At 71.4% G+C, this 24883-nt stretch carries 23 protein-coding genes; 19 read left to right on the forward strand and 4 right to left on the reverse strand.

What is annotated here, in order from left to right:
- Positions 1 to 45: 45 nt before the first annotated feature.
- The gene (locus H4W31_RS44895; protein WP_404825627.1) at positions 46 to 567 is read right to left on the reverse strand and encodes a hypothetical protein; all 522 of its coding nucleotides are present in this window, start codon (positions 565 to 567) and stop codon (positions 46 to 48) included.
- A 217-nt stretch (positions 568 to 784) separates the two neighbouring features.
- Between H4W31_RS44895 and H4W31_RS28285 the strand changes: the two genes are divergently transcribed.
- Positions 785 to 1585 (forward strand): helix-turn-helix domain-containing protein, encoded by an 801-nt coding sequence (locus H4W31_RS28285; RefSeq protein ID WP_192769410.1) that lies wholly within the window; start codon positions 785 to 787, stop codon positions 1583 to 1585.
- A complete protein-coding gene (locus H4W31_RS28290; protein WP_192769411.1) occupies positions 1576 to 1767 on the forward strand; it encodes a DUF397 domain-containing protein in 192 nt (63 codons plus the stop codon). Before H4W31_RS28285 ends, H4W31_RS28290 begins: the two co-directional genes overlap by 10 nt.
- A 195-nt stretch (positions 1768 to 1962) precedes the next feature.
- On the opposite strand, the gene H4W31_RS28295 is transcribed toward H4W31_RS28290, so the two are convergent.
- Positions 1963 to 2967: a CU044_5270 family protein gene (locus H4W31_RS28295; protein ID WP_225945730.1), complete on the reverse strand. Its 1005-nt coding sequence runs from the start codon at positions 2965 to 2967 to the stop codon at positions 1963 to 1965.
- Positions 2964 to 3605, reverse strand: a complete 642-nt coding sequence (locus H4W31_RS28300) for an RNA polymerase sigma factor (RefSeq protein ID WP_225945731.1) — start codon at positions 3603 to 3605, stop codon at positions 2964 to 2966. The genes H4W31_RS28295 and H4W31_RS28300 overlap by 4 nt, the downstream gene beginning before the upstream one ends.
- A gap of 221 nt (positions 3606 to 3826) precedes the next feature.
- Here H4W31_RS28300 and H4W31_RS43205 point away from each other — a divergent pair, with 221 nt between their 5' ends.
- From H4W31_RS43205 to H4W31_RS28360, 12 genes are all read left to right on the forward strand, one after another.
- The gene (locus tag H4W31_RS43205) at positions 3827 to 5653 is read left to right on the forward strand and encodes a right-handed parallel beta-helix repeat-containing protein (protein ID WP_225945732.1); all 1827 of its coding nucleotides are present in this window, start codon (positions 3827 to 3829) and stop codon (positions 5651 to 5653) included.
- Positions 5654 to 5901: 248 nt separating this feature from the next.
- On the forward strand, positions 5902 to 7074 hold the full coding sequence (locus H4W31_RS28310; protein WP_192769413.1) for a cytochrome P450: 1173 nt from the start codon (positions 5902 to 5904) through the stop codon (positions 7072 to 7074).
- A gap of 5 nt (positions 7075 to 7079) precedes the next feature.
- Entirely contained in the window at positions 7080 to 7310 is a 231-nt protein-coding gene (locus H4W31_RS28315; RefSeq protein ID WP_192769414.1) for a ferredoxin, read from the forward strand.
- Between the two features lie 43 nt (positions 7311 to 7353).
- Positions 7354 to 7851: a metallophosphoesterase family protein gene (locus tag H4W31_RS28320; RefSeq protein ID WP_192769415.1), complete on the forward strand. Its 498-nt coding sequence runs from the start codon at positions 7354 to 7356 to the stop codon at positions 7849 to 7851.
- 175 nt (positions 7852 to 8026) lie between these two features.
- Positions 8027 to 9430, forward strand: coding sequence for a Si-specific NAD(P)(+) transhydrogenase (gene sthA, locus H4W31_RS28325; protein WP_192769416.1), 1404 nt, complete (start codon positions 8027 to 8029; stop codon positions 9428 to 9430).
- 223 nt (positions 9431 to 9653) lie between these two features.
- Positions 9654 to 10229, forward strand: coding sequence for a CHRD domain-containing protein (locus H4W31_RS28330; protein WP_192769417.1), 576 nt, complete (start codon positions 9654 to 9656; stop codon positions 10227 to 10229).
- A 304-nt stretch (positions 10230 to 10533) separates the two neighbouring features.
- Positions 10534 to 11325, forward strand: a complete 792-nt coding sequence (locus tag H4W31_RS28335; RefSeq protein ID WP_192769418.1) for an ABC transporter ATP-binding protein — start codon at positions 10534 to 10536, stop codon at positions 11323 to 11325.
- On the forward strand, positions 11322 to 12194 hold the full coding sequence (locus H4W31_RS28340) for an ABC transporter ATP-binding protein (protein WP_318783449.1): 873 nt from the start codon (positions 11322 to 11324) through the stop codon (positions 12192 to 12194). The genes H4W31_RS28335 and H4W31_RS28340 overlap by 4 nt, the downstream gene beginning before the upstream one ends.
- Complete coding sequence (locus H4W31_RS28345) at positions 12191 to 14089, forward strand: AMP-dependent synthetase/ligase (protein WP_192769419.1); 1899 nt, start codon at positions 12191 to 12193, stop codon at positions 14087 to 14089. The genes H4W31_RS28340 and H4W31_RS28345 overlap by 4 nt, the downstream gene beginning before the upstream one ends.
- A gap of 48 nt (positions 14090 to 14137) precedes the next feature.
- Positions 14138 to 15028, forward strand: a complete 891-nt coding sequence (locus tag H4W31_RS28350; RefSeq protein ID WP_192769420.1) for a branched-chain amino acid ABC transporter permease — start codon at positions 14138 to 14140, stop codon at positions 15026 to 15028.
- On the forward strand, positions 15025 to 16152 hold the full coding sequence (locus H4W31_RS28355) for a branched-chain amino acid ABC transporter permease (RefSeq protein WP_225945733.1): 1128 nt from the start codon (positions 15025 to 15027) through the stop codon (positions 16150 to 16152). The genes H4W31_RS28350 and H4W31_RS28355 overlap by 4 nt, the downstream gene beginning before the upstream one ends.
- A gap of 30 nt (positions 16153 to 16182) precedes the next feature.
- Positions 16183 to 17499: an ABC transporter substrate-binding protein gene (locus tag H4W31_RS28360; protein WP_192769421.1), complete on the forward strand. Its 1317-nt coding sequence runs from the start codon at positions 16183 to 16185 to the stop codon at positions 17497 to 17499.
- A gap of 81 nt (positions 17500 to 17580) precedes the next feature.
- Here H4W31_RS28360 and H4W31_RS28365 read toward each other — a convergent pair whose 3' ends face one another.
- Entirely contained in the window at positions 17581 to 18912 is a 1332-nt protein-coding gene (locus tag H4W31_RS28365; RefSeq protein ID WP_192769422.1) for a glycosyltransferase, read from the reverse strand.
- Between the two features lie 257 nt (positions 18913 to 19169).
- Between H4W31_RS28365 and H4W31_RS28370 the strand changes: the two genes are divergently transcribed.
- The 5 genes from H4W31_RS28370 to hpnE all read left to right on the forward strand — a co-directional run bounded on the left by H4W31_RS28370 (position 19170) and on the right by hpnE (position 24880).
- Complete coding sequence (locus H4W31_RS28370) at positions 19170 to 20558, forward strand: glycosyltransferase (protein ID WP_192769423.1); 1389 nt, start codon at positions 19170 to 19172, stop codon at positions 20556 to 20558.
- A gap of 99 nt (positions 20559 to 20657) precedes the next feature.
- Positions 20658 to 21500 (forward strand): DMT family transporter, encoded by an 843-nt coding sequence (locus H4W31_RS28375; RefSeq protein ID WP_192769424.1) that lies wholly within the window; start codon positions 20658 to 20660, stop codon positions 21498 to 21500.
- Between the two features lie 229 nt (positions 21501 to 21729).
- Positions 21730 to 22659, forward strand: coding sequence for a squalene synthase HpnC (gene hpnC, locus H4W31_RS28380; protein WP_318783451.1), 930 nt, complete (start codon positions 21730 to 21732; stop codon positions 22657 to 22659).
- Positions 22656 to 23534, forward strand: a complete 879-nt coding sequence (gene hpnD / locus H4W31_RS28385; protein ID WP_192769425.1) for a presqualene diphosphate synthase HpnD — start codon at positions 22656 to 22658, stop codon at positions 23532 to 23534. The genes hpnC and hpnD overlap by 4 nt, the downstream gene beginning before the upstream one ends.
- Entirely contained in the window at positions 23531 to 24880 is a 1350-nt protein-coding gene (gene hpnE / locus H4W31_RS28390; RefSeq protein ID WP_192769426.1) for a hydroxysqualene dehydroxylase HpnE, read from the forward strand. Before hpnD ends, hpnE begins: the two co-directional genes overlap by 4 nt.
- The last annotated feature ends 3 nt before the right edge of the window (positions 24881 to 24883 follow it).

Here is a 24883-nt window from a genome sequence, read left to right on the forward strand (position 1 = left end):
AATAGTTTGGAAGGACAACAAACTGTCGTCCGTCGGGTTGCCGGGTCATCTCGGAACCCAGCCGATGAACCGGCGGTACAGGTCGCGTGGTGTGGGCCGATCGACCGGCTGGAGCGGGTGCAGATCGGCGGTGGCGTCGTACAACGTCGTACAGAGGTAGACGGAGAGGCCGACGCGGTCGTCGGCGTACTCGGTCAACAGGATCTTCCGGGCGGTCCGGCACGGCCAGGCGGCGGCGCAGGCCCGGCACCGCCACGACGGACGTCGCGGCAGGTGCGGCCCGTCGCTGGTCACGACCGATATCGGGGTACGTCGTGCCGCCCGGCCGCCGTCACCCCGCAGTCCCGCTGTCCGGGCCGACCCGGTCGACCCGCCCAGCGATCCCAGCGCTGGTTCGTCGGCCAGAGTCGGGGCGACAGCGGCGGGGGATAGGGCAGCGGCGTCGGCGGGGCGGCCCGATCCGGACAGCGCCAGCGGTGACCGCAGCGGCAGTACCGCCACAGTCGACGCCAGTCCCGGAAATGCCGGGGCGCGTACGGCACGGGTGTGGGCTTCCGGCGTGGCCATCGCATCGTCGGGACCTCCCTGGCTCGGGTCCGGGGCGGGCCGTCCCGGCACGCTGCTTCCGGGACGGCCCAGCGGCGGCGCCCGGGGGATATCGGGGAGAAATCCGGACGGTGCCGCTACGGACAGTGTGGTGACGATGCCGCTACTCTCGGAACGATTTATCCGCCGACCGCCCGGCGGTACGGCGCCGGGGGCTTTCCTGTGTAGAGGTGTGCAGATGGCCCATCCGCCCACGTTGGAGCTGTTCGCCGAGGAGCTGCGGTTGTCCCGGACGTCAGCCGGGATGTCGCAGGACGCCCTCGGCGCCGAGATCAGCTTCTCCGCGTCCCTGGTAGCCGGCGTGGAGCAGTGCCGCCGGATACCGCAGCCCGAGTTCACCGCCCGCTGCGACAGCGTGCTCAAGACCGGCGGCCGACTGGAGAGAATCCGACTCAAGCTGGGCCGGGACGTCGTACTGCCGTGGTTCCGCGAATGGATCCTGATCGAACGCGAGGCCACGATGCTCTGCTCGTACGAGGCTCTGGTGGTGCCGGGGCTGTTACAGACCGAGGGGTACGCCCGGTCGCTGTTGGAGGGTGCCAGCCGGTTCACCGAGGAAGAGATCGAGCAGCAGGTCGCCAGTCGACTGGAGCGGCAGGTCGTGCTGGATCGGAACCCGCCGCCGCTGTTCGTCGCGGTACTGGACGAATACATCCTGCGCCGCCCGGTCGGAGGGCTTGAAGTGATGACGGCGCAACTCCGGCACCTGGTGGAGGTCGGTCATCGCCCCCGGGTGCACCTGCACGTGGTACCGGCCGGCGCCGGTGCCTACCCCGGACTGAACGGCGCTTTCGTGCTGGCCACGCCATCGGAGGGGGATGACCTGGCGTATCTGGACAACCAGCTCCAGGGTCACATCGTGCAGCGGCAGGCGGACGTACTATCGCTGCGGGAGACCTGGGAGTCGGTGCGCGCACGAGCGCTGCCGCACGAGCGCAGCATCGAGCTGATCACGGAGGCGACACAGGCATGGAGCTGAGCGGCGCCAACTGGCGCAAGAGCAGCCGGAGCAGTGGAAACGGTGGCAACTGCGTGGAGGTCGCCGACAACCTTTCCGGGGTGGTCGGGGTACGGGACAGCAAGGATCCGAGCGGTCCGGTGCTCACCTTCGCTCCGTACGCCTGGCGGGCCTTCGTCCGCAACGCGGCCCGGTCCCGCTGACCGCTGGACCCACCCGAGTAACGGCCGGAGCCTGCATGGTCGGGGTGACCATGCAGGCTCCGCGAACGATGACCCGCTGGGATGACTACCGGAATGCCGACCCCGGTCGGATTCCGATCCGGGTGGACCTTGACGACTTCTTGTCGTGTGCGCTACCAGAAGTCATCAAGATCTGTGCGATCCCATTCAGGGGCGTTACTTGGGTAGGTTGTTCGTCCACTCTGCCGTCAGCTTGTAGGAGCTGTCGGCGGCGTGGTCGCCCGCGAACCCGGCGTTTCCGCCGTCAGGCGTGACGTACCAGCTGGTTTCGCGGATCTGCGAGTTCTTCAGATCGACAACCAGGCGGGCCGGCGTCTGCTGGGCGACGAGCGTGATCTCCAGGACTTGGCCGCCGTCGACCTTGCCGAGGCTCTTCACGTTGGGGTACAAGGCGATCGCGCGGAAGGCGGCGGCGCGGACCTTCGGCGGGGCCGGCAACTGCGAGACCAGGGAGATCAGCCCCTCGAACGTGAGTTGCTGCTGCTGGCCGGGGGTCAACTTGCCGTCGCTCGTCCTCACGTCACTGTCCAGGAGGGCATCCTCGAGCCACTTCTTCAAGGCCTCCGGCTGGCTCGGCAGCTTCTGAAGCTCGTCGATGCTGATGTCCGAGCCGCCCAGGCTGAGCGCGACCGGCTGAGGGATCTTGAACATCTTGCCGTTCGTCTTGACACCCCGGAACCAGCTCTGGCCATCACGGCCGTGCCAGCTCTCGTACTGCTGCGGTGTCCCGTTCTTGCCGTACGTGGACACGGTCTTGGTGTACCAGTAGGTGCCGGAACCCTCGGGGGCCTCTTCCGCGGCGGTGGCGGCGGCGAGCAGGATCTGCGACCCGGACATCTCGGTCACGACGGGCGGCGCCGCGCCGTCGTTCACCGCGCCGTCGTCCACTGCGCCGCCGACGCCGCCCACTCCGATCACCACCGCTGCGGCGGTCGCTGCGGCGGCGCCGGTCAGCGCCGAGGTCAGCCAGATCCGGCGCCGCTTCGGTGCGTGGCGCGGGGCCTGCTCGGCCGTCCGCAGGTCCTGGTCGATGTGGCTCATCACGAACTCCTGGAGTAGCTGGTGACGGTCGCTCGGAAGATCCCGCTCCACCGGCTCCGGCAGCAGCCGGGCCAGCTCTTCACGGTCGTTCGCGTCGGGCTGGATCGGGGTGGGATTCATCGGGCGTTCTCCTGAGCGAGCAGGACCGCGATCTCGCGGTCACCTATTACCTGTCCGGGTCCGGGAACGGGTTCCCGATTTTCTTCGGGTGGTCGGAGCTTTCCGGTGGCGACGAGCTTCTGTAGCTTCTTCCGCGCCCTGGACAGCCGGGACCGCACCGTGCCGACCGGTACGCCGAGCGCCTCGGCGGCCTCGGCGTAGTCGAGCCCGGACCACACACAGAGCGCCAGTACCTCGCGCTCGGGCTTGCGGAGCGCCTCCAACGCGGTACGCACCAGGGCGAGCCGTTCACGGTCGTTGATCCGGTTGGTGACCTCGTCGGCGAAGTCCGGCACCACCTCCTCCCTCGGCAGTCTGGCCAGCACACCGTCGTACCGTCGCGCGGCCCGGCGTACGTTGCGGGCCACGTTGGTGGCGATGCCCAGCAGCCACGGGCGCAGTGAGCCGCCCTCGGCATCGACGTCGACCCGGTCGCGCAACCGCCATGCCTCAAGGAAGGTCAGCGACACCACGTCTTCCGCCACCGACCAGGTGCCGGCCAGCCGGAAGGCGTGGTTGTAGACCGAGCGGACGTGTTCGTCGAAGAGTTCCCTGAACGCGTCCGGATCCCCGGCGTGCACGCGGGCACGCATACTCATCTCCACATGTTCTGTCTGTCCGGCCGGTCGGGATGAGTTCCCATTAGCCACCTCACATTCGCCGGGTCAGATTCCGGGCGGACGAGCCATCGACGACTGTCCCTTGATTTCGTCGTCCGGAGACCGTAGCTTGCGAGAAAGCGCTTTCCAGCAGATCCGACGGCCTCTGGCCGTGGGCATGCCCGCGTCCCACGCGGCCCGCTGAAAGGGGTACGACAACGATGAGGCGCCTCCTGGCAACCACCGGACGGATTCCTCGGACCGCGTGGCGGGTCGGCGCCGTCGTCGTCGCCGCGCTGACCGCGATCGGGGCGGTGGCGGTCGGCGCCTCTGCGGCCACGCTGTTCGCCGACGACTTCGAGGACGGCAACTCCAACGGGTGGTCCAAGTCCGGTGGCGCCTGGTCGGTCGGCACGGACGGATCGAGGGCGCTGCGTCAGACCAGCGCCGGTACGGACCTCGCCCGGGTCTTCGCCGGTCAGACGAGCTGGACCGACTACGCGGTGCAGGCACGGGTGAAACCGGTCGGCTACGGCGCGACGGGCTTCACCGGCATCGCCGTACGCTCCACCGCGTCCACCAGCTTCGACCGGCTCGTCCTGCACGCCGACCGGGTCGAGTTGCAGGCGGTACGCAGCGGTGCCGCGGCCGTCCTCGGCGTCACACCGCTGGCGGTGGCCCCGGGCACCTGGGCCACGCTGCGGATCGAGGCCAGCGGCGGCACCGTACGCGGCCTGGTCAACGGCGCCGTCGTGGGTACCGGGCCGAGTTCGTCGACGAAGGGTCGGGTGGGTCTGCAAACCTATCGGGCGACGGCGTCCTTCGACGACGTCACCGTCGATACCGGCGGCACCCCGGAGCCGACCCCGACCACCGCGTCGCCCTCTCCGATACCGTCGGAACCACCGACTCCGACCCCGACGCCGACTCCCAGTGACCCGCCGACGGGCGGGGCTGAGCTCTTCGTCGCACCGACCGGCGACGACGCCAACCCCGGCAGCATCGACCAGCCATTGGGCACCCTGCACCGGGCGGTCGAACTGGCCACCCCGGGCACCACGATCCAACTGCGTGCCGGCACCTACGCACCGGCCACCAATATCCGGATCATGAAGGACGGTACCGCCGCGACGCCGTACACGATCACGGCGTACCGGGGCGAGAAGGTGGTCCTGGACGGCGAGAACATGCCGCACACCCCGGCGCCGCTGGACGGGAGCATTCCCAACCTCGAACGGGGTGCGCTGCACATCGAGGCGGACTACTGGCGCGTCGTCGACATCGAGATCGCGAACGGGCCGTACGCGATCTTCTGCCGCGACTGCAGCAACAACGTCTTCGACCGGCTGACCACCCGGGACAACTACGAGTCCGGCCTGCACATCCAGGCGGCCTCCAGCAACAACCAGGTGCTCAATCTGGACAGCTACGGCAACCGGGACCCGCGCAAGAACGGCGAGAGCGCCGACGGCCTGGCCATCAAGGAGGGCTCCGGCTCGGGCAACGTCGTACGCGGCGCCCGGCTGTGGAACAACTCCGACGACGGCTTCGACGCCTGGGAATTCCTCTCCCCGATCACCATCGAGGACTCGGTGGCCTGGGGGAACGGAGTCAACCGCTGGAACCTGCCCGGCCACACCGGCGACGGGAACGGCTGGAAGCTCGGTGGCGGCGACGAGGACCTGCCGGCCGGCCACGTCGTACGCAACTCGATCGCCTTCGACAACGCGGTCGGTGGCTTCATCGACAACGCCAATCCCGGCCAGCTCGTGCTCGACCACAACACCGCGTGGCGCAACGGCGGCACCGGATTCGACGTCGCCGACGCGCAGGCAGAGTTGACCAAGAACCTGGCGGTGGAGAACGGAACGCAGGTCGCGCTCGGCTCGTCGACCAGTGTCGGCAACTCGTGGGACCTGGGCGGCACCTGGACGCTGGCCGACACGGATCCGTCGATCATCACCGGGCCACGGACGGCCGGCGGCGACATCCCGCCGTCGAACTTCCTGCGGCCCGCCAACGGCGCCGACGTGGGTGCCCGGATCTAGACCCGAGACCGGTGCGTCGAGCGGTTCGGGTGTCCGCAGCCGCAGCCGCAGCCGCAGCCGCAGTCGCAGCCGCAGCCGCAGTCGTGGGCAACCGGCATCGGTGGATCGGTGCGGACGCGGGCTGCTACGCCGTGCCGGGGTGGGTGCGTAACCGCCTAAGTGGACGGAATCCTTCCATTTCGCGGTAGGCTCGTCGGCGGAGGAACCTTCCGTCCGCGTGAGTAACGTTTGAGTTGGGAGATGACGCGATGACCGAGTCTCCGGTGCTTCCCCTGACCCGTACCTGCCCGTACGCACCGCCGGCCGAGCACGTCCAGTTGCAGCAGGAGCCGGTGGCCCGGGTGACCCTGCCCGATGGCTCGCAGGCATGGGCGCTGAGCCGACTCGAAGACATCCGGGCGATGCTGGCCGATCCCCGGTTCAGCTCCGACCGCCAACGCGAGGGGTTCCCTCTCCAACCGCCCGGACCGCGACCCGCTCCCCCCAGGCAACCCATGATCGGGCTCGACCCGCCGGAACACGGTGAGGCCCGGCGCGCGGTCCTCGGCGAGTTCACCATCCGGCGGATGAACGCGCTGCGCCCACGCATCCAGCAGATCGTGGACGAGCACGTCGACGGGTTGCTCGCCGGGCCGCGCCCGGCCGACCTCGTCTCGGCGCTGGCGCTGCCGGTGCCGTCGCTGGTCATCTGCGAGTTGCTCGGCGTGCCCTACGCCGACCACGACTTCTTCCAGACCCGCTCCGCCAACCTGCTGGACCGGACCATTCCGGCCGAGAAACGTTATGCGGCGGCCAACGAGATCCGCGAATACATGGCCACGCTGATCATCCAGAAGGAGAAGCAGCCGACCGACGACCTGATCGGCCGCCAGATCGCCAAGGGAGCCGACCGGGAGGACCTGGCGGGACTCGGCTTCCTGCTGCTCCTCGCCGGGCACGAGACCACCGGAAACATGATCTCCCTCGGAGTGATGACGCTGCTGGAGCGGCCTTCGGCGCTGGCCGCGCTGAAGCAGGACCCCGCCGTCACGCCGGAGGTCGTCGAGGAACTGCTTCGCTACTTCACCATCGCCGAGTACGTCACGTCCCGGGTCGCCCGCGAGGACGTCGAGATCGGCGGCGTGGTGATTCCCGCCGGCGACGGCGTCATCACGCTCGGCAACGTCGCGAACCGTGACCCGGCCGCGTTCGCCGACGGCGACACCTTCGACATCGGGCGTGGCGCCCGCCACCACATCGCGTTCGGCTTCGGCCCGCACCAGTGCCTGGGTCAGAACCTCGCCCGGGTCGAACTCCAGATCGTCTTCGACACCCTGTTCGCCCGCATCCCCGACCTGAGACTGGCCACGACGACCGACGAGCTGTCGTTCAAGGACGAATCCACCGTCTACGGTCTGCATTCCCTCCCGGTCACCTGGTAGCGGAGATGCTCCAGGTGATTGCGGATCTGGACCGCTGTGTCGGCGCCGGCCAGTGCGTACTGACCGAGCCGGGCGTGTTCGACCAGGACCAGGAGGACGGCACCGTGGTCATCCTCGACGACACCCCGGAGGACGAGAGGACCATCACCCGGGTACGCGAGGCGATCCACATCTGCCCCAGCCGGGCGCTCGCCCTCGCCGAGTCCGGTGCTTCCGGTCGTACCGACACGCCTTGACAACCAGCTGAGCCGCCCGCCGGCAGGCCGGTAGGGTGGGGATGTGCGCCTGCTGATGATGGCGGACACCCATGTACCGAAGCGGGCACGCGACCTGCCGGCGCGGCTGTGGGCCGCCGTCGACGAGGCCGACGTGGTCATCCACGCCGGGGACTGGGTGCACGAACCCCTGCTCGACGTCCTCGAGGCGCGCGGACCCCGGCTGATCGGCGTGTACGGCAACAACGACGGACCCGAGCTGCGGGCCCGGTTGCCGGAGATCGCCCAGGTGGACCTGGCCGGCCTGCGGGTCGCGGTGGTGCACGAGACCGGCCCGGCAGCCGGGCGGGAACGCCGCTGCGCGGAGCGGTTCTCCGGGTACGACCTGCTCGTCTTCGGCCACTCGCACATCCCCTGGGACAGCGAGGCTCCGGGCGGCCTGCGACTGCTCAACCCCGGCTCGCCGACCGACCGGCGACGTCAGCCCCACGCCACGTACCTCACCGCCGAGATAACCGGCGGTCGGCTCGACGACGTGGTCCTGCACAACCTGCCGCGCTGACTCCGGGGTCCGGTCTGTGTGGTCCGGTCTCCGCAGGGCGGGCGACGAACCCCGGTGCCGAGGTGACGCGTGCGAGCTGAACTGGTTACGCCGCGTACGGCCGGGCGGTGGCAGCCCTGCGGTACCGGCCGTTCGGACCGGAGCGTTCGGATCAGGGTGCTGCCAGACTGTGGGGGTGCATGATTTTGACGTGCTGGTGGTGGGCTCGGGTCCGGGTGGTCAGAAGGCCGCGATCGCCACGGCGAAACTCGGCCGCCGGGCGGCGGTGATCGAGCGGCAGCACATGGTCGGTGGCGTCTGCATCAACACCGGAACCGTGCCGTCGAAGACCCTGCGGGAGGCGGTGCTCTATCTCACCGGGCTGAGCCAGCGCGAGGTCTACGGTCAGAGCTACCGGCTCAAGGACGACATCACCGTCGCCGACCTGACCGCCCGGACCCAGCACGTGATCGGGCGCGAGGTCGACGTGGTACGCAGCCAGCTGGCCCGGAACCGGGTCCGGCTGCTCACCGGGACGGCCCGGTTCCACGATCCGAACACGCTGACCGTGACCGATCCGGCCGGGCGTGAGTCGAAGGTGACCGCCGAGAACATCATCATCGCCGCCGGCACCCGACCGGCCCGACCGGCCAGTGTGGACTTCGACGAACGTACGATCATCGACTCGGACGGCATCATCAACCTGGAGAAGGTGCCGAACTCGATGGTGGTGGTCGGCGCCGGGGTGATCGGCATCGAGTACGCCTCGATGTTCGCGGCGCTGGGCACCAAGGTCACCGTCGTGGAGCGCCGCGACCGGATGCTGGAGTTCTGCGACCTGGAGATCGTCGAGGCGCTGAAGTACCACCTGCGGGACCTGGCGGTGACGTTCCGGTTCAGCGAGGCGGTGGCCGCGGTGGAGCGGCACACCCGGGGCGCCATCGCCGTGCTGGAGAGCGGGAAGCGGATCGCCGCCGACACGGTGATGTACTCGGCCGGCCGGCACGGGATGGCCACCGAACTCGATCTGGAGAACGCCGGGCTGGCGGCGGACGACCGTGGCCGGATCCAGGTCGATCCGCAGTTCCGGACCACCGTTCCGCACATCTACGCGGTCGGTGACGTGATTGGCTTCCCGGCGCTCGCGTCGACGTCGATGGAGCAGGGTCGGCTCGCCGCGCACCACGCGTGCGGCGAACCCGTCCGGGCGATGCCGGACCTGCAACCGATCGGCATCTACACGATCCCGGAGATCAGTTTCATCGGCCGGACCGAGGACGAGCTGACCCGGGACAAGGTGCCGTTCGAGGTCGGCATCTCCCGGTACCGTGAACTCGCCCGGGGCCAGATCAGCGGCGACTCGTACGGGATGCTCAAGTTGCTGGTCGCGCCGGACAACGGTCGGCTGCTCGGGGTGCACATCTTCGGCACCGGGGCCACCGAACTGGTACACATCGGGCAGGCGGTGATGGGCTGCCTCGGCAGCGTCGACTACCTGGTCGACGCGGTGTTCAACTATCCGACCCTGGCTGAGGCGTACAAGGTCGCCGCGTTGGACGCGATGAACAAGATGCGGCACATCGCCCGGCTGCGCGACTAGGCCGCGTTTCACACCCGTCACCGTTCGCGACGCCGAGCCGGAGCAGAACCACGCGCCGGCCGCGACGCGTACCCGGCTCGCTGACGGCGGCCTCGATCCCCACAATGTCATTCATTACTCTTTGTCCACGATCCGTCACTGTTCTGTCGTGCCCCGTGCGGCGCCGATCCCGTTGACCAGGGTGACGAGCACCGCCTGGCACGGACAGAGGGGGGCCGGGACGATGATGATCGGACGATGGCGTGGACTGGCGGTCACCCTGATCGCCGTACTGGCCGCCGCCGCCGGAACCGCCAGACTGGCGTACGGGCATGCCGAGCGGCAGGGCGACGACGACGAGAACCGCCGGTGGAGCATTCAGCGCGAACGGTTGTCCGGCTACCAGGAGACTCCGCTGACGTTGTCCACCACCGGCACCGGCCGGTTCACCCTGACGATCGACGAGGACGCCCGGGAGATCACCTACCGGCTCAGCTACGACGCGCTGGAGGGTGACATCACCCAGGCGCACATCCACTTCGGTGGCCGGGCCCAGAGCGGTGGGATCAGCGTCTTCCTCTGCACCAATCTCGGCAACGGACCGGCCGGCACCCAGGCCTGCCCGGCCGACCCGGCCACGGTGACCGGCACGATCCGGCCGGCCGACGTGCTCGGCCCCGCCGCCCAGGGGATCGCCGCGGGCCAGTTCGACGAGGTGCTGGCCGCCCTCCGGGTCGGCGCCACCTACGTCAACGTGCACAGCTCGCTCTATCCCGGCGGCGAGATCCGGGCCCAGGTGGGCCGGCACCACTACCACTGACGTCCCGGGTAGCCACCAGTTCCGGTTTCCGAGCAGTTGCATGGCCGCCGGTACGAGCACCAACCGGACGATCGTGCAATCCACGAGGACGGCGGTGGCGAGGTACGCCCCTACCGCCACCGCCGTAGGAGCGGTGCCCCGAAACCCGTACCGTCCACAAGCGACTCCTTCGGGGTGGCGGGCATCCACCGATCCGGCGGAATTGTCCGCCGCCACCACTGGTGCTCTTGACGGGACGTTGCGCCGTGGTTAATGTCCGGTAACTTTGTGATCCGCGCCACAACCACGACCGGGGGTGCCCGGGATGCTGCAGGTGCGCAATCTGGAGGTCGTCTACGACGACGTGATGCTGGTACTGCGCGGGGTGAGCCTCGCCGTACCGCCGGGTGGGATAGTCGCGCTGCTGGGTGCGAACGGCGCCGGAAAGACCACTCTGCTCCGGGCGATCAGCGGCCTGCTCGACGTGCACGACGGTGCGGTGACCAAGGGATCGGTCACGCTGGACGGCGACCCGATCCACCGGCTCCGGCCGGCCGCCGTCGTACGCCGGGGCGTCTGCCAGGTGATGGAGGGGCGCCGGATCTTCGCCGAACTGACCGTCGAGGAGAACCTGCGGATCGGTGGGCACACCGCCCACCGGCAGATCCCGGCCCGGCTCGACCACGTCCTCGGGCTGTTCCCGGTGCTCGCCCAGCGCCGCCGGCACACCGCCGGCTACCTCTCCGGCGGCGAGCAGCAGATGCTCGCGATGGGCCGGGCACTGATGGCCGAGCCCCGCTACCTGCTGCTGGACGAACCGAGCCTCGGCCTCGCGCCCCGGCTCGTCGAACAGGTCCGGGAACTGATCGCGACGATCAACTCCGGGGGTGCCGGAGTGCTGCTGGTGGAGCAGAACGCGACCATGGCGCTGTCGCTGGCCACCCACGGCTACGTCCTGGAGACCGGACAGGTGGTGCTCGACAAGCCGGCCGAGCAGCTGCTGGCCGACGACGACATCCGGGAGTTCTACCTCGGCCTGGGCGCCGCCGCCGGTGCCGGCCGCCGGTCGTTCCGGGACGTGAAGCACTACCGGCGGCGCAAGCGGTGGTTGTCGTGACGCTCACCGAGCCGGACCCCGGGACCGGCACCGCGCCGGACCGGCGCACCGATCCGGTCGACACCGATCCGGACCGGCAGGGCGATCCGGTCGGCGCAGACCCGATCCTGCGGTTCGAGGACGTCCGGCTGCACTTCGCCGGGGTACGCGCCATCGACGGGGTCAGCTTCACCGTCGGCCGGCACGAACTCTTCGCGATCATCGGTCCCAACGGCTCCGGCAAGACGTCCATCTTCAACGTGCTCTCCGGGGTCTACCGCCCGCAGACCGGCCGGGTGGTCTTCGACGGCGCGGATCTGGTCGGCCGCCGGCCACACGTGATCGCGGCGCTGGGCATGGCCCGGACCTTCCAGAACGTCGAACTGTTCGCCAACCTGACCGTGCTGGACAACCTGCTGCTCGGCCGGCACCACCACCTCGGGTACGGCACGCTCGCCGCGCTTGGCTGGCTCGGCCGGGCCCGCCGCGCCGAGATCGCGAACCGGGCGGCGGTCGAGGAGATCGTGGACTTCCTCGAACTGGAACGGTGGCGGCGGATGCCGGTCGGACTGCTGCCGTACGGGGTGCAGAAGCGGGTCGAGCTGGGCCGGGCGCTGGCGATGGAACCGAAGTTGCTGCTCCTGGACGAGCCGGTCGCCGGGATGAACCTGGAGGAGACCGAGGACATGGCCCGGTTCATCCTCGACATCCGCGACGAACTCGACATCCCGATCGTGCTGGTGGAACACGACATGGGCCTGGTGATGGACCTGGCCGACCGGGTACTGGTGGTCGACTTCGGGCAGGTGGTCGCGACCGGCAACCCGGCCGAGATCCCGCACCATCCGGACGTGGTCCGCGCCTACCTCGGGGAGGTGCGTCCGAGATGACCGAGGCCGGTACTACCCCGTCCCCGGCCGCCACGGTTCCGCCCGTCGGGACACCGGCGCTCACGATCGCGGCCCGGATCCGGGAACGTGCCCGGACCACCCCCGACGCGGTGGCGATGCGGGAGAAGGACCGGGGGATCTGGCAGGAGGTGACCTGGGCCGGGTACTGGGACACCGCGCTGACGGTGGCGCACGGGCTGCTCGCCCTCGGGGTACAGCCCGGGGACCGGGTCGCGATCCACGCCGAGAACCGCCGCGAGTGGCTCTACGCCGACCTGGCGACGGTCGCGCTCCGGGCGATGACCGTCGGGCTCTACCCGACGAATCCGCCGGCCGAGGTCGGGTACCTGCTGGCGCACTCCGGCGCCCGGGTGCTGGTCGCCGAGGACCAGGAGCAGGTCGACAAGGCGCTGGAGGTCCTCGACCAGTGCCCGGAGCTGCACCGGATCGTCTACCTCGAACCGCGCGGCATCCGGCACCGGTACCAGCATCCGGCGCTGCTCGACTGGGCGGAACTGCTCCGGATCGGCGCCGCGCACCGGGCCGCCGAGCCCGACGCGGTCGACGGGCGGATGGCGGAGGCGACCTCCGACGACATCGCGACGCTGATCTACACCTCCGGCACCACCGGCCCACCCAAGGGCGTGATGCTGAGCGTCTCCAACGTGGACTTCGCGATCCGGACGCTGGTCCAGGCCGGCGGGTTCACCGATCCGCCACCGGGGCCGTCCGACGTGCTGCTGTCGTACCTGCCGCTGTGCCACGTCGCGGAACGGATCTTCACCACCTGGTTCAACGCCGGTGCGGGAGTGCAGATCGCGTTCGCCGAGTCGATCGACACGGTGCAGGCCAACCTGCGGGAGGTGCAGCCGACCATCCTCTTCGGGGTGCCCCGGATCTGGGAGAAGATCCTCGCCGGGGTGACCATCCGGCTGGCCAACGCGTCCCCGGTCAAGCGGTGGAACGCCCGGCTGTGGCTCGGGGTCGCCGACCGGATCGCCGAGACCCTGGTCCGGACCGGCGGCCGACCCACCGCCGGCACCCGGCTGGCGTACGGGATCGGGTGGCTGTTCTGCTACCGCGCGCTGCGGGTACGGATCGGGATGCGCCGGGTCCGGTACGCCGCCTCCGGTGCCGCCCCGATCGCCCCCGACGTGCTGCGGTTCTTCATGGGGATCGGCATCCGGATGCACGAGGTGTACGGGATGACCGAGAACACCGCCGTGGCCACCGGCAACCGGCCCGGCCGGATCCGGCTCGGTACGGTCGGCGAGCCGCAGCCCGGGATCGAGCTGCGGATCGACGAGGCGACCGGGGAGATCCTGACCCGGCATCCCGGCGTCTTCACCGGCTACTACCGCGATCCGGCGGCCACTGCGGCGGCGTTCGCGCAGGACGGCTGGCTGCGGACCGGTGACATCGGCGAGTGGATCGACGGCACACACGTCAGGATCACCGACCGGGCCAAGGACATCATGATCACAGCGGGTGGCAAGAACGTCGCTCCGTCCGAGATCGAGAACGCGCTGAAGGCGTCGCCGTACCTGAAGGAGGCCATCCTGGTCGGCGACCGCCGGCCCTACCTGACCGCGCTGATCGGAATCGAGCTGGAGACGGTGGGGGAGTGGGCGCAGCGCCGGGGCCTGCCGTACACCACCTATCGGGACCTGTCGGAGAAGCCGGAGGTACGGGCCCTGGTCGACGAGGTGGTCGAAGCGGTGAACGCCCGGCACGCCCCGGTCGAGCAGGTCCGGCGGTACGCGCTGCTGCCCAAGGAACTCGACCACACCGACGGTGAACTGACCGCGACCCAGAAGGTACGCCGGTCCGCCGTCGCCGACCGCTTCGCCGAGCTGGTCGAAGAGCTGTACGCGCGTCGGGACCCGGCGCCGTGACCGCGCCCGGCGGGGAAGCGGCATGACCGAGCGCAGCGGGGAGGTGGCATGACCGAGTTGCTGGAGAGCGTGTTGCGCGGGCTCGGCACCGGCAGCGTGTACGCCCTGCTGGCCCTCGGCTTCGTCATCATCTACAAGGCGACCCGGGTGATCAGCTTCGCCCAGCCCGCGTTCATGCTGGCCGGCGCGGTACTGGTCACCTACCTCGCCGGGCCGGTCGGGTTCTGGCTCGCGGTGCCGGTCGCCGCGCTGCTCACCGCCGGGCTGGCGCTCGGGGTGGAACGGGTCGCGGTCCGCCCGATGGTCGGCCGCCCGGCGTTCGTGGTCGCCATCATCACTCTCGGGGTCGACGTCGCGGTCCGGGTCGTGGTCAACGGGTTCATCGGGCTGGACGTCCGGCACGTCGGCGACCCGTGGGGGCTGCGTACCGTGGCCATCCCCGGCACCGGCGTCGACCTGCAACAGCGGCACCTCGGCGCGCTGCTGGCCACCACGGTGCTGATCGCGGCCCTGTTCGCCTTCTTCCGGTTCACCCGGATGGGCCTGGCGATGCGGGCGGCAGCCTACGACCAGGAGGCGGCGCTGGCCCAGGGCGTGTCGGTCGGCGCGGTCTTCGCGCTCGCCTGGGGGCTGGCCGGTGGGCTGGCCGCCGTCGCCGGAACCTTCGCCGCCGCCGGGGCGAGCGTCGACGCGGGGTTGTGGCTGATCGCGCTGACCGCCCTGCCGGTGATCATCCTGGGTGGACTGGACTCGCTGCCCGGCGCGGTGGTCGGCGGGCTGGCCGTCGGCATGATCCAGGAACTCGCCGCCACCTATCAGCAGCACGCGCCCTGGCTCGGCGGCAACGTCTCGGTGATCACCCCGTACGTGCTGATGCTGCTGGTTCTGCTGGTCCGGCCGTACGGGCTGTTCGGCACCAGGGAGGTGGAACGGGTATGAGCGCCACCGGACGGCGTACCCGGCTGCGGGGGCGGCCACTGCTGCACACCTCGTACGCCAGCGACCTGGCCCTGTTCGACACCCCGGCCAAGCGGACCTCGGTGGGGGCGCTGCTGGTCCTCGCCGTGGGCCTGCCCTTCCTGCTGCCCGACGAGGTGCTGCAACTGCTCGCCGTCTGCTGTGTGGCGGCGATCGGGGCGGTCGGGCTCGGCCTGGTCACCGGGTACGCCGGTCAGGTGTCCCTGGGCCACGCGTTCTTCCTGGCCATCGGCGCGTACACGGCGGCGGCGATCAGCGGCGACCCGGACGGCCGGGTGATCGGCCTCGGAGTCACCAACATCCTGGTCTGGCTGCCCGCCGCCGGTCTGCTCGCCGGACTGGCCGGGGTGCTGGTGGCCCCGCTCGCCACCCGGCTGCGCGGGCTGTACCTGGCGATCGTCACCCTCGGTCTGGTCTTCATCGGCCAGCACGTCTTCAGCGAATGGTCGGCGCTGACCGGCGGGGCGGGCGTCGGCCGGCCGGCGGCCACCCTGGAGTTCTTCGGCCAGCCGCTCGCCGCCACCGGGGCGCTCGGCACCCGCGACCAGAAGCTCTACTGGCTGATGCTGCTGTTCCTGCTGGTCTTCGCGCTGGCCGCGGCCAACCTGGCCCGGTCCAAGGTCGGGCGGGCGTTCACCGCGATCCGGGACCGGGACATCGCGGCCGGGGTGATCGGGGTCAACCTGGCCCGGTACAAGACGATCGCCTTCGCCGTCTCGTCGGCGTACGCGGGCTGCGCGGGCGCCCTGCTCTACACCGTGACCGGCTTCTTCGACCCGAGTTCGTTCAGCCTGCTGCTGTCGGTGCAGTACATCGCAATGGTGCTGATCGGTGGTGCGGGCACCATCTCCGGCGCGATCGCCGGGGCGTTCTTCATCACCCTGCTGCCCCGGCTGACCCGGGAGATGCAGGCGTGGGTGCCGTTCCTCAGCGCCCAGCCGAACGAGGTGCCCAACGTCTTCCAGGTGGAGACGATCCTCTACGGCGTACTCATCATCGTCTTCCTCATCTTCGAGCCCCGGGGCCTGTTCGGGATCTGGGTCCGGGTCCGCAACTACTGGAAGGCATGGCCGTTCTCCTACTGAGCTGCTCCCTACTGACCCTGTGAGGTAGCCATGGGAAGGCACAGATCGTCCGCCGCCGTCGTACGCCGGATCGCCTCCGGAACCATCGCCCTGCTGCTCTGCGGCGCGGCCGTCGCCTGCCGGGGCGGCGACACCGAGACCGACGAGTCCGGACTGAAGACCGACGTCGGCGTCGCCTCCGAGCCGTGCCCGGAGGCGGTGGACAAGAACAAGGGCTGCATCTACCTGGGCATCATCTCCGACCTCACCGAGGGCCCGTTCCGGGCGCTCGCGGTGCCGATCACCGATGCGCAGAAGGCGTTCTGGAAGCGGGTGAACACCGCCGGCGGAATCGGCGACTACGAGGTCGACGTGACCCGGTACATCCGGGACAACAAGTACAACCCACAGACCCACAACCAGGTGTACCAGGAGATGAAGCCGAACGTGCTCGCCCTGGCCCAGACCCTCGGCTCACCGACCACGGCCGCGATCCTGGCCGACATGAAGGCCAGCAACGTGGTCGCGGCCCCGGCGGCGTGGACCTCGGCGTACGCCTTCGAGGACGTCATCATCGAGTCCGGCGCCAACTACTGCCTGGAGTCGATGAACGCGCTCGACTACGCCAAGGAGGCGCACGGCGTGAAATCGGTGCTCGCGGTGCACCTCGCCGGAGACTACGGCGACGACGCCGCGGCCGGGGCGAAACTCGCCGCGCAGAGCCTCGGGTTGACCTTCAACGCGGTGAAGACCGACTCGGGTGCGGACAAGCAGGCCGGCGCGATCCAGGCCATCCTGTCCGGTCGGCCCGATCTGGTGGTCCTCACGATGGGGCCGGCCGACGCGGCGTCGATCGTCGGACAGGCCGCCGCCCGGGGCTTCGCCGGCCGGTTCATCGGTACCAGCCCGACCTGGAATCCCGCGCTGTTGCAGAGCGCCGCCGCGCCCGCCCTGCTCTCCCGGTACGAGCAGACCTCGCCGTGGGACTCCTGGGGCACCGACACGCCCGGTCACCAGGCGCTGCGGGCGGCGCTGGGCGGGGTGACCCCGAACGACGGGTACACCTCGGGTTGGGTGTGGTCGTACCCGATGAAGGCCGCGCTGACCAAGGCGGTGGCCGACGGTGATCTCACCCGGGCCGGGTTGCTCGCCGCGGTCAAGTCCCTGACCTCGGTGGACTACGAGGGGATGCTGCCCTCGGGGGCGGGCAACTACGCCGCCGGCCCGAACGACGGGGCGGTACGGGTGTCCGCCGTCTACCGCCCGGACCGGGCCGCCCCGACCGGGGTGAGCCAGGTACGGCCGTTGTCCGCCGGCCCGACCGCGAAGGCGTACGCCCTGGACGGACCGTGCTACGCGAAGCTCTGAGGTTCCCGCCACGATCACCCGGCCCGGCGGCGCGGTACACCGTCGCCGACCCGCCGGGATGAGCCGGCCGCGGTCGACCGGTCAACGGGCCAGCCGGTCGACCGCGGTCACCACCGCACCCGCACCGTCCTCGGCGGCCAACCGGTCGGCGAGGAGCCGGGCCCGGTGCCGGAAGGCCGGCTCGGTCACCGCGGCCCGGATCGCGGTACCGAGCCGGTCGGAGGTGAGCCGGTGGAACGGGATCACCTCCGGGCTGACCCCGAGCGCGGCCAGCCGGGCGGCCCAGAACGGCTGGTCGGCCAGGATCGGCACCGGCACCGCCGGTACTCCGGCCCGGAGACCGGCGGCGGCGGTACCGCAACCGGCGTGGTGGACCAGGGCGGCCATCCGGGGGAAGAGCCAGCCGTGCGGCACGTCCCCGACGGTCAGCACCTGATCCGATCCGGTCCCCGACTCCGGGCCGACCACACCCGCCGGGTCGCCGTCGGCCAGCGGTCCGGTGCCGATGCCCGGCACCGCACCGCCGCCCGGCTCCGGCCCGGCGCCGATTCCCTGCACGACACCGCGTACTCCGGCGCGGCGGAGCGCGCGGATGACCAGGGTGTGCAGCTCCCCACCGGTGTCGGCGAGGCTGCCGAAGCCGACGTATACCGGTGGCGGGCCGGCGGCGAGGAAATCGAGCAGCGCGGCGGGTGGCCGCCAGTCCGGCGCGGACAGCGGCCACCAGTAGCCGACCACGTCCAGGCCGGAGCGCCAGTCCGGCGGCCGGGGCAGCACGGCCGGGCTGAAGCCGTGGCTGATCGGCCAGCCGGTGGTCTCGGCGTGCCGCTCCAGGCCGGCGATGTCGGCCGGCGGCAGGCCCAGGCGGGCGCGGAGCCGTCGCGAGGCGTCGGCGTAGATCCGGCGACCCAGCCGTTGGCCGAGCCAGCCGGCGGCCCGGTTGCCCCAGTTGCCGAGCGACCGTACGCCGAGCAGGATCGGCGGAAACGCGCCGGTCGGGGAGAGCGGCTGGAGGAAGACGCCGAGGCTGGGAATGCCGTGGTGCTCCGCCACGGAGTAGCCCAGCGGCGCGGTGGTGCTGGAGAGCAGCAGCAGGTCGGTGCCGTCCTCGGCGGCGGTGGCGATGCCGGTGCCGAGGTCGCCGACGAACCGGCCGCCGAGCCGGAGGAACTCGACCAGTCCCGGTGCGCCGGGCAGGGACGACGGTCGCCGTCGCCCGGAGGCGGCGGTCCGGAGCGCCGGAAGGTCGCCGGGGATCGGCCGGAACTCCAGCCCGCTTCCGGCCACCAGACCCGCGTACCGGGGCGGCGCGGCGAGCGTCACCCGGTGGCCGGCGGTCCGCAGCCGGGCACCGAGGCCGGTGTACGGGGCGACGTCCCCCAGGGAACCGGCGGTGACGATCAGAACCCGCATCCGGACCTCCCGGCGGGCCGAAGAGGTGTTCGCTGGTGGCCCGGAGAATGTCCGATTCCGCTGGTGAACCCGGGGTATCCGGAGTCTACGCCGGGTCGTCCCCGTTGGTCGGCGTCGACGCGAACCGGGGCAGCGGGCAGAGCACTCCGGTCGGCGGGTGGCCCCCGGGCGGGTCGGCGGGTGGGCTCGGGGGTCGAAAAGTGGCAGGACGGCGGTGCCCCGAGGATTCTTCGCACTTTCTCCGGGTAGATGGCCGGATGACGTTCAGTCCCGGGCGGTACCAGGTCAGCCGTAAGGAGGCGTCCGAGCCGCCGAGCGGCGGTTCGGGAGGGCGACGTCCACGCGTGATGATCATCTACGCCAGCGCGGGCGCCGGGCATGACGGTGCGAGCCGCGAACTCGCCCGCCGGCTCCGTGAGCGCGGGCTACGGGCGGACTGCGTGGACCTGGCCGACATCTTCCCGTGGGGACTCGGACGACTGCTCCGGGGCACCTACCACGGCATGTTGAGCCGGCTGCCCTGGATCTACGGGCTGCTCTTCTCCATCGGGGGCAACTTCAGCCGGGCCGCGCCGATCACCCGGGCGTTGCTGCGACCGGTGTGGCCACGGGTACTCCGGATGCTGCCGCCGGACACCCGGGCGGTGGTCTCGACGTACCCGGTGGTCAGCCAGATCGTCGGGCCGCTGCGCCGCGAGGGCCGGCTCGCCGTACCGGTGATCACCTATCTGACCGACTTCGCGGTCAACCCGATCTGGGTGTCCCCGGGCATCGACGTGCACTGCGCCGCGCACGACACCACCCGGGCCGAGGCGCGGGCGCTCGGTGCGGGCGAGGTCCGGGTGGCCGGCCGGCTGGTCTCCGCCGGCTTCCGTCCCGGGGCCGAGGAGGACAAGCGGCGTGCCCGCGAACGGCTCGGACTGCCCCTGGACGCGCGGCTGGCCCTGCTGGTCGCCGGCTCCTGGGGAGTCGGCGCGGTGGCGCGGACGGCAGCCGAGATCGCCCGGACCGGGGTCGCGGTCCCGGTGGTGGTCTGCGGTCGGAACACCGCGCTGTACCGCCGGCTGACGCGCAAGCGGATCGGGCCCGTCTTCGGCTGGGTCGACGACATGCCCGAGCTGCTCCGGGCGGCGGACGTGCTGGTGGAGAACGCCGGCGGACTCACCGCGCTGGAGGCGATGGCCTGCGGACTGCCGGTGGTCACCTATCGACCCATTCCCGGCCACGGCAGGGCGAACGCCGGCACCATGACCCGGGCCGGGGTGGCGACCTGGGTACGGCGCTCCGCCGACCTGGGCCCGGCCCTGGTCCGACTCGCCGACGGTGCCGAGGGCCAGCGGCAGCGGGCGGCCGGGCTCGCGCTCTTCGACACCGACCCGGCGGCGGTGGTCGCCGACGTCGCCCACGGCGTCGAGGCAGTCTCGTCGGCCAGGAAGCCGGTGCCGGTCGACGATCCGGCGTTGGTCGAGAACCCGGTGGCGGTGCCGGCCGAGGTCACGACGGGGCTCGCCGCCGCGCCGCCGCGCCGGACGCTGACCCGCTGGGTGGGGCTGCGGGCGAGCATGGCGAAGAAACGGATCGGCGCGGACGAACCAGGGGCCGATGGTGGCAACCGCCCGGCCAACCGACCGGACCGGCAAGGCTGAGGTGCGGGTCGCGGGCGCACACCCCGTCCCCGGCGGCGACGGGACCAGGGCGGTGTTCCGCCGGTCCGGCGTTCCGTCCCCGGTGCCGGAGGTGGCGCGGTGAACACCCTCGCCATCGTCCTGGGGTTGGCCTCGGCCGCCTGCTTCGCGGTGAGTTCGGTGCTGGAGCAGCGTGCCGCCAAGCGGGAGCGGCCGACCCGGACCATCGACCCCCGACTGCTGATCCGGCTGCTGCACCGCCGGCTGTGGCTGCTCGGCTGGATCCCGGACGCCTTCGGCACCCTCCTGCAGGCGTTCGCACTGCGCTTCGGTGCGCTCGCCCTGGTCGAACCGCTCCTGGTCAGCGGGCTCTTCATGGCGATCCCGCTGGAGGCGGCGCTCGAGCGCCGCCGGCCGCACCGGCGGGACATGCTGGTGGTGGTCATCGGGGTCATCGGCCTCACCGGCTTCCTGGTCGCCGCCAACCCACGGGGCGGCGTGCAGGAGCCGAAGGCGTTGGCCTGGATCGGCGTCGGCGTCGCCATCGGCGTACTGGTGACGATCTGTCTGCTGGTCGCCTGGCGTACCCAGGCGGCGACCCGGGGACTGATGCTGGGAATCGCCACCGGCCTGCTCTACGCCGCCGCCGCGGCCCTGCTCAAGAGCGTCATCGAGAAGCTGCCGGACCATCCGGCCGAGGTCTTCACGGACTGGCACCTCTACGCCCTGGTGGTGGTCGGCGGCGCGGCGTTGACCCTCAACCAGAACGCCTTCCAGGGCGGCCCGATCGCCGCTCCGCTGACCGCGATCGCGCTGCTCGACCCGTTCACCAGCGTGCTGATCGGCGTCACCGCGTTCGAGGAGGACCTCTCGCTCCAGGGGCCACGCCTGATCGTCGGCCTGGTCGCGGTGGCGGCGATGTGCACCGGCATCTGGATGGCCCGGCGTACCCAGTCAAGCTGACACGCCGGCCGGGCATGGGTGGCCGCCCGGCCCGGCCCGACCCGGCGGGGGCGCTGGTCATCAAGGGGGCGAACACGCCGAGAGGAATTCGGCGGCCCGCACCGCCGAGGGTGGGAAGTTGGGTACGCTCGGTGAAGATTACTTAGCGCGAGCGATGGGTTACTACCAATCCGGCGCGGCGGTCTGGCTGGGCTCGGGCTGACAGATTGACCTCGCGAGAGGCGGCAGGGTGCTTGATCTGACCGACGATGTTCCCGGCCGTCCATCCGCGGATCGGCCGGGCGGACGCCGCCAGCCGGACACCGTGGTGACCGGGGAGAACTTTCCGGTCGCGCTCCGGGTCCTACCGGCGCGGATCCGTCGGCACCTGCTCGCCCTCTACGGCTACGCCCGGTTCGTCGACGACCTCGGCGACGAGCCGGACGACACCGGTCGGGACGAGCCCCCCGCCGTCCGACTCGCCGCACTCGACCGGTTCGAACGCCAGGTACGCGCGCTCTACGCCGGCCATCCGCCACGGCATCCGGTACTTGTCCGACTGGCGCCGACCGTGGTCGACCGGCGGCTGCCGATCGACCCGCTGCTCCGGCTGATCGAGGCGAACCGCCGCGACCAGGCGGTGACCCGCTATCCGACGTTCGGCGCCCTGGTCGAGTACTGCCACTTCTCCGCCGACCCGGTCGGCGAACTGGTGCTGCATGTCTTCGACTCTCCGACACCGGCCCGGATCCAACTGTCCAACCGGGTCTGCACGGCGCTACAGATCATCGAGCACCTCCAGGACGTGGCCGAGGACCGGCGCCGGGGCCGGATCTACCTGCCGACCCAGGACCTTGTGGCCGTGAAGGTGTCGGAGGAGGACCTGGACGCGCCCCGGGCCGGTGCGGGGCTGCGCACCGTCGTGCGCCGGCAGGCCGTACGGGCGGAGGAACTGCTCGACACCGGCTCGGCGGTGGTCGGCGAACTCTCCGGCTGGGCCCGGCTCGCGGTCGGCGGGTACGTCGCCGGTGGCCGCGCCGCCCTCGCCGCCCTCGCCCGTGCCGACTACGACCCGCTGCCAGGTCCACCCCGGCCGACCCGTGCCGGAATCGCCACGGCATGGCTCAGGACCTGGCTGGCACCACCGGCCGCCCCGGCCCGGAGCGGAGTACGGCGATGAGTGGCGACGACGAGCTGGGGCGCGCGTACCGGGAGTGTGCCCGGGTCACCCGCAGCCAGGCGCGCAACTTCTCGTACGGCATCCGGCTGCTCCGCCCCGACCGGCGCGCCGCCCTCTGCGCCGTGTACGCGGTCGCCCGGCGCATCGACGACATCGGCGACGGTGACCTGCCGGCCGCCACCAAGCTGGCCCGGCTGGACCAGATCCGGGCCGCCCTGCACCGGCTTCCGGACGCCGGGACCGATCCGGTGCTGGTGGCGCTGGCCGACGCCGCGGCCCGGCTGCCGATTCCGCTGGCCGCCCTGGACGAACTGGTGGACGGCTGCGTCGCCGACGTCCGGGGCACCCGGTACGACACGTTCTCCGAACTCGTCGGCTACTGCCGCTGCGTCGCGGGGTCGATCGGCCGGCTCTCCCTCGGCGTGTTCGACCTGCGGGCATCGGCGGACCGGAGCACGGCCGGCGAACTCGCCGACACTCTCGGCATCGCGTTGCAGCTGACCAACATCCTCCGCGACATCGTCGAGGACCGCGGGATCGGGCGGATCTACCTGCCCCGACATGACCTGGACCGGTTCGGGTGCGGCCTGGAGGTCGGCGCCGACGGCGGGTTCACCGATCCGCCGGACCGGCTGGCCGCGCTGGTGCGCTGGCAGGCCCAGCGCGCCGAACGGTACTACCAGAGCGGGCTGCGGCTGCTGCCGCTGCTGGACCGGCGCAGCGCGGCGTGCGTGGCGGCGATGGCCGGGATCTACCACCGGCTGCTGGCCAGGATGGTCGCCGACCCGATGGCGGTCACCCGGCGCCGGATGTCCCTGCCCGGCTGGGAGAAGGCGTACGTCGCCGCGCGGGCGATGACCCGGAGCGCACCATGACCACCGAACGGGTCTGCGTCGTCGGTGGTGGCCTGGCCGGTATCGCCTCGGCGGTACGCCTGCTCGACGCCGGACACCAGGTGACCCTGGTCGAGGCCCGCCCGGCCCTCGGCGGCGCCACCTACTCGTTCCGGCGCGGCGAGCTCACGGTCGACACCGGCCAGCACGTCTTCCTCCGCTGCTACCAGCAGTATCGGGAACTGCTGGTCCGGCTCGGCAGCGCCGACCGGGCCGCCGTCCAGGACTGCTTCGCGGTGCCGATCCTGCGGGTCGGCGCGCCGCCGCACGTACTCGCCCGGAACCGCCGGCTGCCCGCCCCGGCCCACCTGCTGCCGGCACTGCTCAACTACCGCCCGCTGCGCTTCGGGCAGCGGCTCTCGGCGGTCCGGGCCGCCGCCGCGCTGCGTGGTGTCGAGCCGGACGATCCGGCCGCCGACCGGGTCAGCTTCGGTGCCTGGCTGGCCGCACACGGTCAGGACGCGCCGACGATCCGACGGCTGTGGGAGCTGATCTGCATCGCGGCGCTCAACGCACCGCCGGACCAGGCCTCGCTCGCGCTCGCCGCCCGGGTGTTCCGGACCGGGCTGCTCGATCGGGCCGATGCCGCCGACATCGGCCGGCCCACCGCGCCCCTGGGCGAACTGCACGGCTCCCCGGCCGCCGCCCTGCTACGGCAACGCGGCGCCTCGGTCCGCACGGGGGTACGCGTCCAGGGGATCCGGGTCGACCAGGGACGGTTCCGCGTGGTGGGCGAGGGCGTCGACCTGACCGCCGATGCCGTGGTGCTGGCGGTACCACATCCGCAGGCGGCCCGGTTGGTACCCGTGGAGGCCGCCCCGGACCGGGCCCGCTGGGCGCGGCTGGGCGCGGCGCCGATCGTCAACGTGCACGTCCACTACCAGCAGCGGATCACCGAGTTGGAGTTCGCCGCGGGGCTGGACACGCCGGTCCAGTGGGTGTTCGACCGCACGCCGCCCGGCGCGTCCGGCCAGTACCTGGTGGTGTCCATCTCCGCCGCCGAGCAGGTGCTGGCGGTCCGGGCGGGCACTCTGCTGCGGACCTACCTGGCCGCGCTGGCGGAGGTCTTTCCGGCGGCCCGGCAGACCCGGGTCCGGGACGCGTTCGTCACCCGGGAGCCCCGGGCGACGTTCCGGCAGGGTCCCGGCTCACGTCTGGCCCGGCCACCGGCCCAGACCCGGTCACCCGGGCTGGCCCTGGCCGGCGCATGGACCGACACAGGGTGGCCGGACACGATGGAGGGCGCGGTACGCAGCGGCCAGCGGGCCGCCGACGTCGTACTCGCCCACCTCGGGTCGACTTCGAGCGCGACGGAGGCGACGACATGACGG

The sequence above is a fragment of the Plantactinospora soyae genome (assembly GCF_014874095.1).
Lineage (GTDB): Bacteria > Actinomycetota > Actinomycetes > Mycobacteriales > Micromonosporaceae > Plantactinospora > Plantactinospora soyae.

Bases quoted from the DNA above. Each gene is read 5' to 3' on its own strand.
- H4W31_RS28345 (WP_192769419.1), top strand. From the start codon at position 12,191: ATGACCGAGGCCGGTACTACCCCGTCCCCGGCCGCCACGGTTCCGCCC.
- H4W31_RS44895 (WP_404825627.1), bottom strand. From the start codon at position 567: ATGGCCACGCCGGAAGCCCACACCCGTGCCGTACGCGCCCCGGCATTT.
- H4W31_RS28310 (WP_192769413.1), top strand. From the start codon at position 5,902: ATGACCGAGTCTCCGGTGCTTCCCCTGACCCGTACCTGCCCGTACGCA.
- H4W31_RS28290 (WP_192769411.1), top strand. From the start codon at position 1,576: ATGGAGCTGAGCGGCGCCAACTGGCGCAAGAGCAGCCGGAGCAGTGGA.
- H4W31_RS28315 (WP_192769414.1), top strand. From the start codon at position 7,080: ATGCTCCAGGTGATTGCGGATCTGGACCGCTGTGTCGGCGCCGGCCAG.
- H4W31_RS28360 (WP_192769421.1), top strand. From the start codon at position 16,183: ATGGGAAGGCACAGATCGTCCGCCGCCGTCGTACGCCGGATCGCCTCC.
- H4W31_RS28350 (WP_192769420.1), top strand. From the start codon at position 14,138: ATGACCGAGTTGCTGGAGAGCGTGTTGCGCGGGCTCGGCACCGGCAGC.
- H4W31_RS43205 (WP_225945732.1), top strand. From the start codon at position 3,827: ATGAGGCGCCTCCTGGCAACCACCGGACGGATTCCTCGGACCGCGTGG.
- H4W31_RS28295 (WP_225945730.1), bottom strand. From the start codon at position 2,967: ATGAATCCCACCCCGATCCAGCCCGACGCGAACGACCGTGAAGAGCTG.
- H4W31_RS28285 (WP_192769410.1), top strand. From the start codon at position 785: ATGGCCCATCCGCCCACGTTGGAGCTGTTCGCCGAGGAGCTGCGGTTG.
- H4W31_RS28355 (WP_225945733.1), top strand. From the start codon at position 15,025: ATGAGCGCCACCGGACGGCGTACCCGGCTGCGGGGGCGGCCACTGCTG.
- H4W31_RS28335 (WP_192769418.1), top strand. From the start codon at position 10,534: ATGCTGCAGGTGCGCAATCTGGAGGTCGTCTACGACGACGTGATGCTG.
- H4W31_RS28365 (WP_192769422.1), bottom strand. From the start codon at position 18,912: ATGCGGGTTCTGATCGTCACCGCCGGTTCCCTGGGGGACGTCGCCCCG.
- hpnD (WP_192769425.1), top strand. From the start codon at position 22,656: ATGAGTGGCGACGACGAGCTGGGGCGCGCGTACCGGGAGTGTGCCCGG.
- H4W31_RS28370 (WP_192769423.1), top strand. From the start codon at position 19,170: ATGACGTTCAGTCCCGGGCGGTACCAGGTCAGCCGTAAGGAGGCGTCC.
- hpnE (WP_192769426.1), top strand. From the start codon at position 23,531: ATGACCACCGAACGGGTCTGCGTCGTCGGTGGTGGCCTGGCCGGTATC.
- H4W31_RS28330 (WP_192769417.1), top strand. From the start codon at position 9,654: ATGATGATCGGACGATGGCGTGGACTGGCGGTCACCCTGATCGCCGTA.
- H4W31_RS28300 (WP_225945731.1), bottom strand. From the start codon at position 3,605: ATGAGTATGCGTGCCCGCGTGCACGCCGGGGATCCGGACGCGTTCAGG.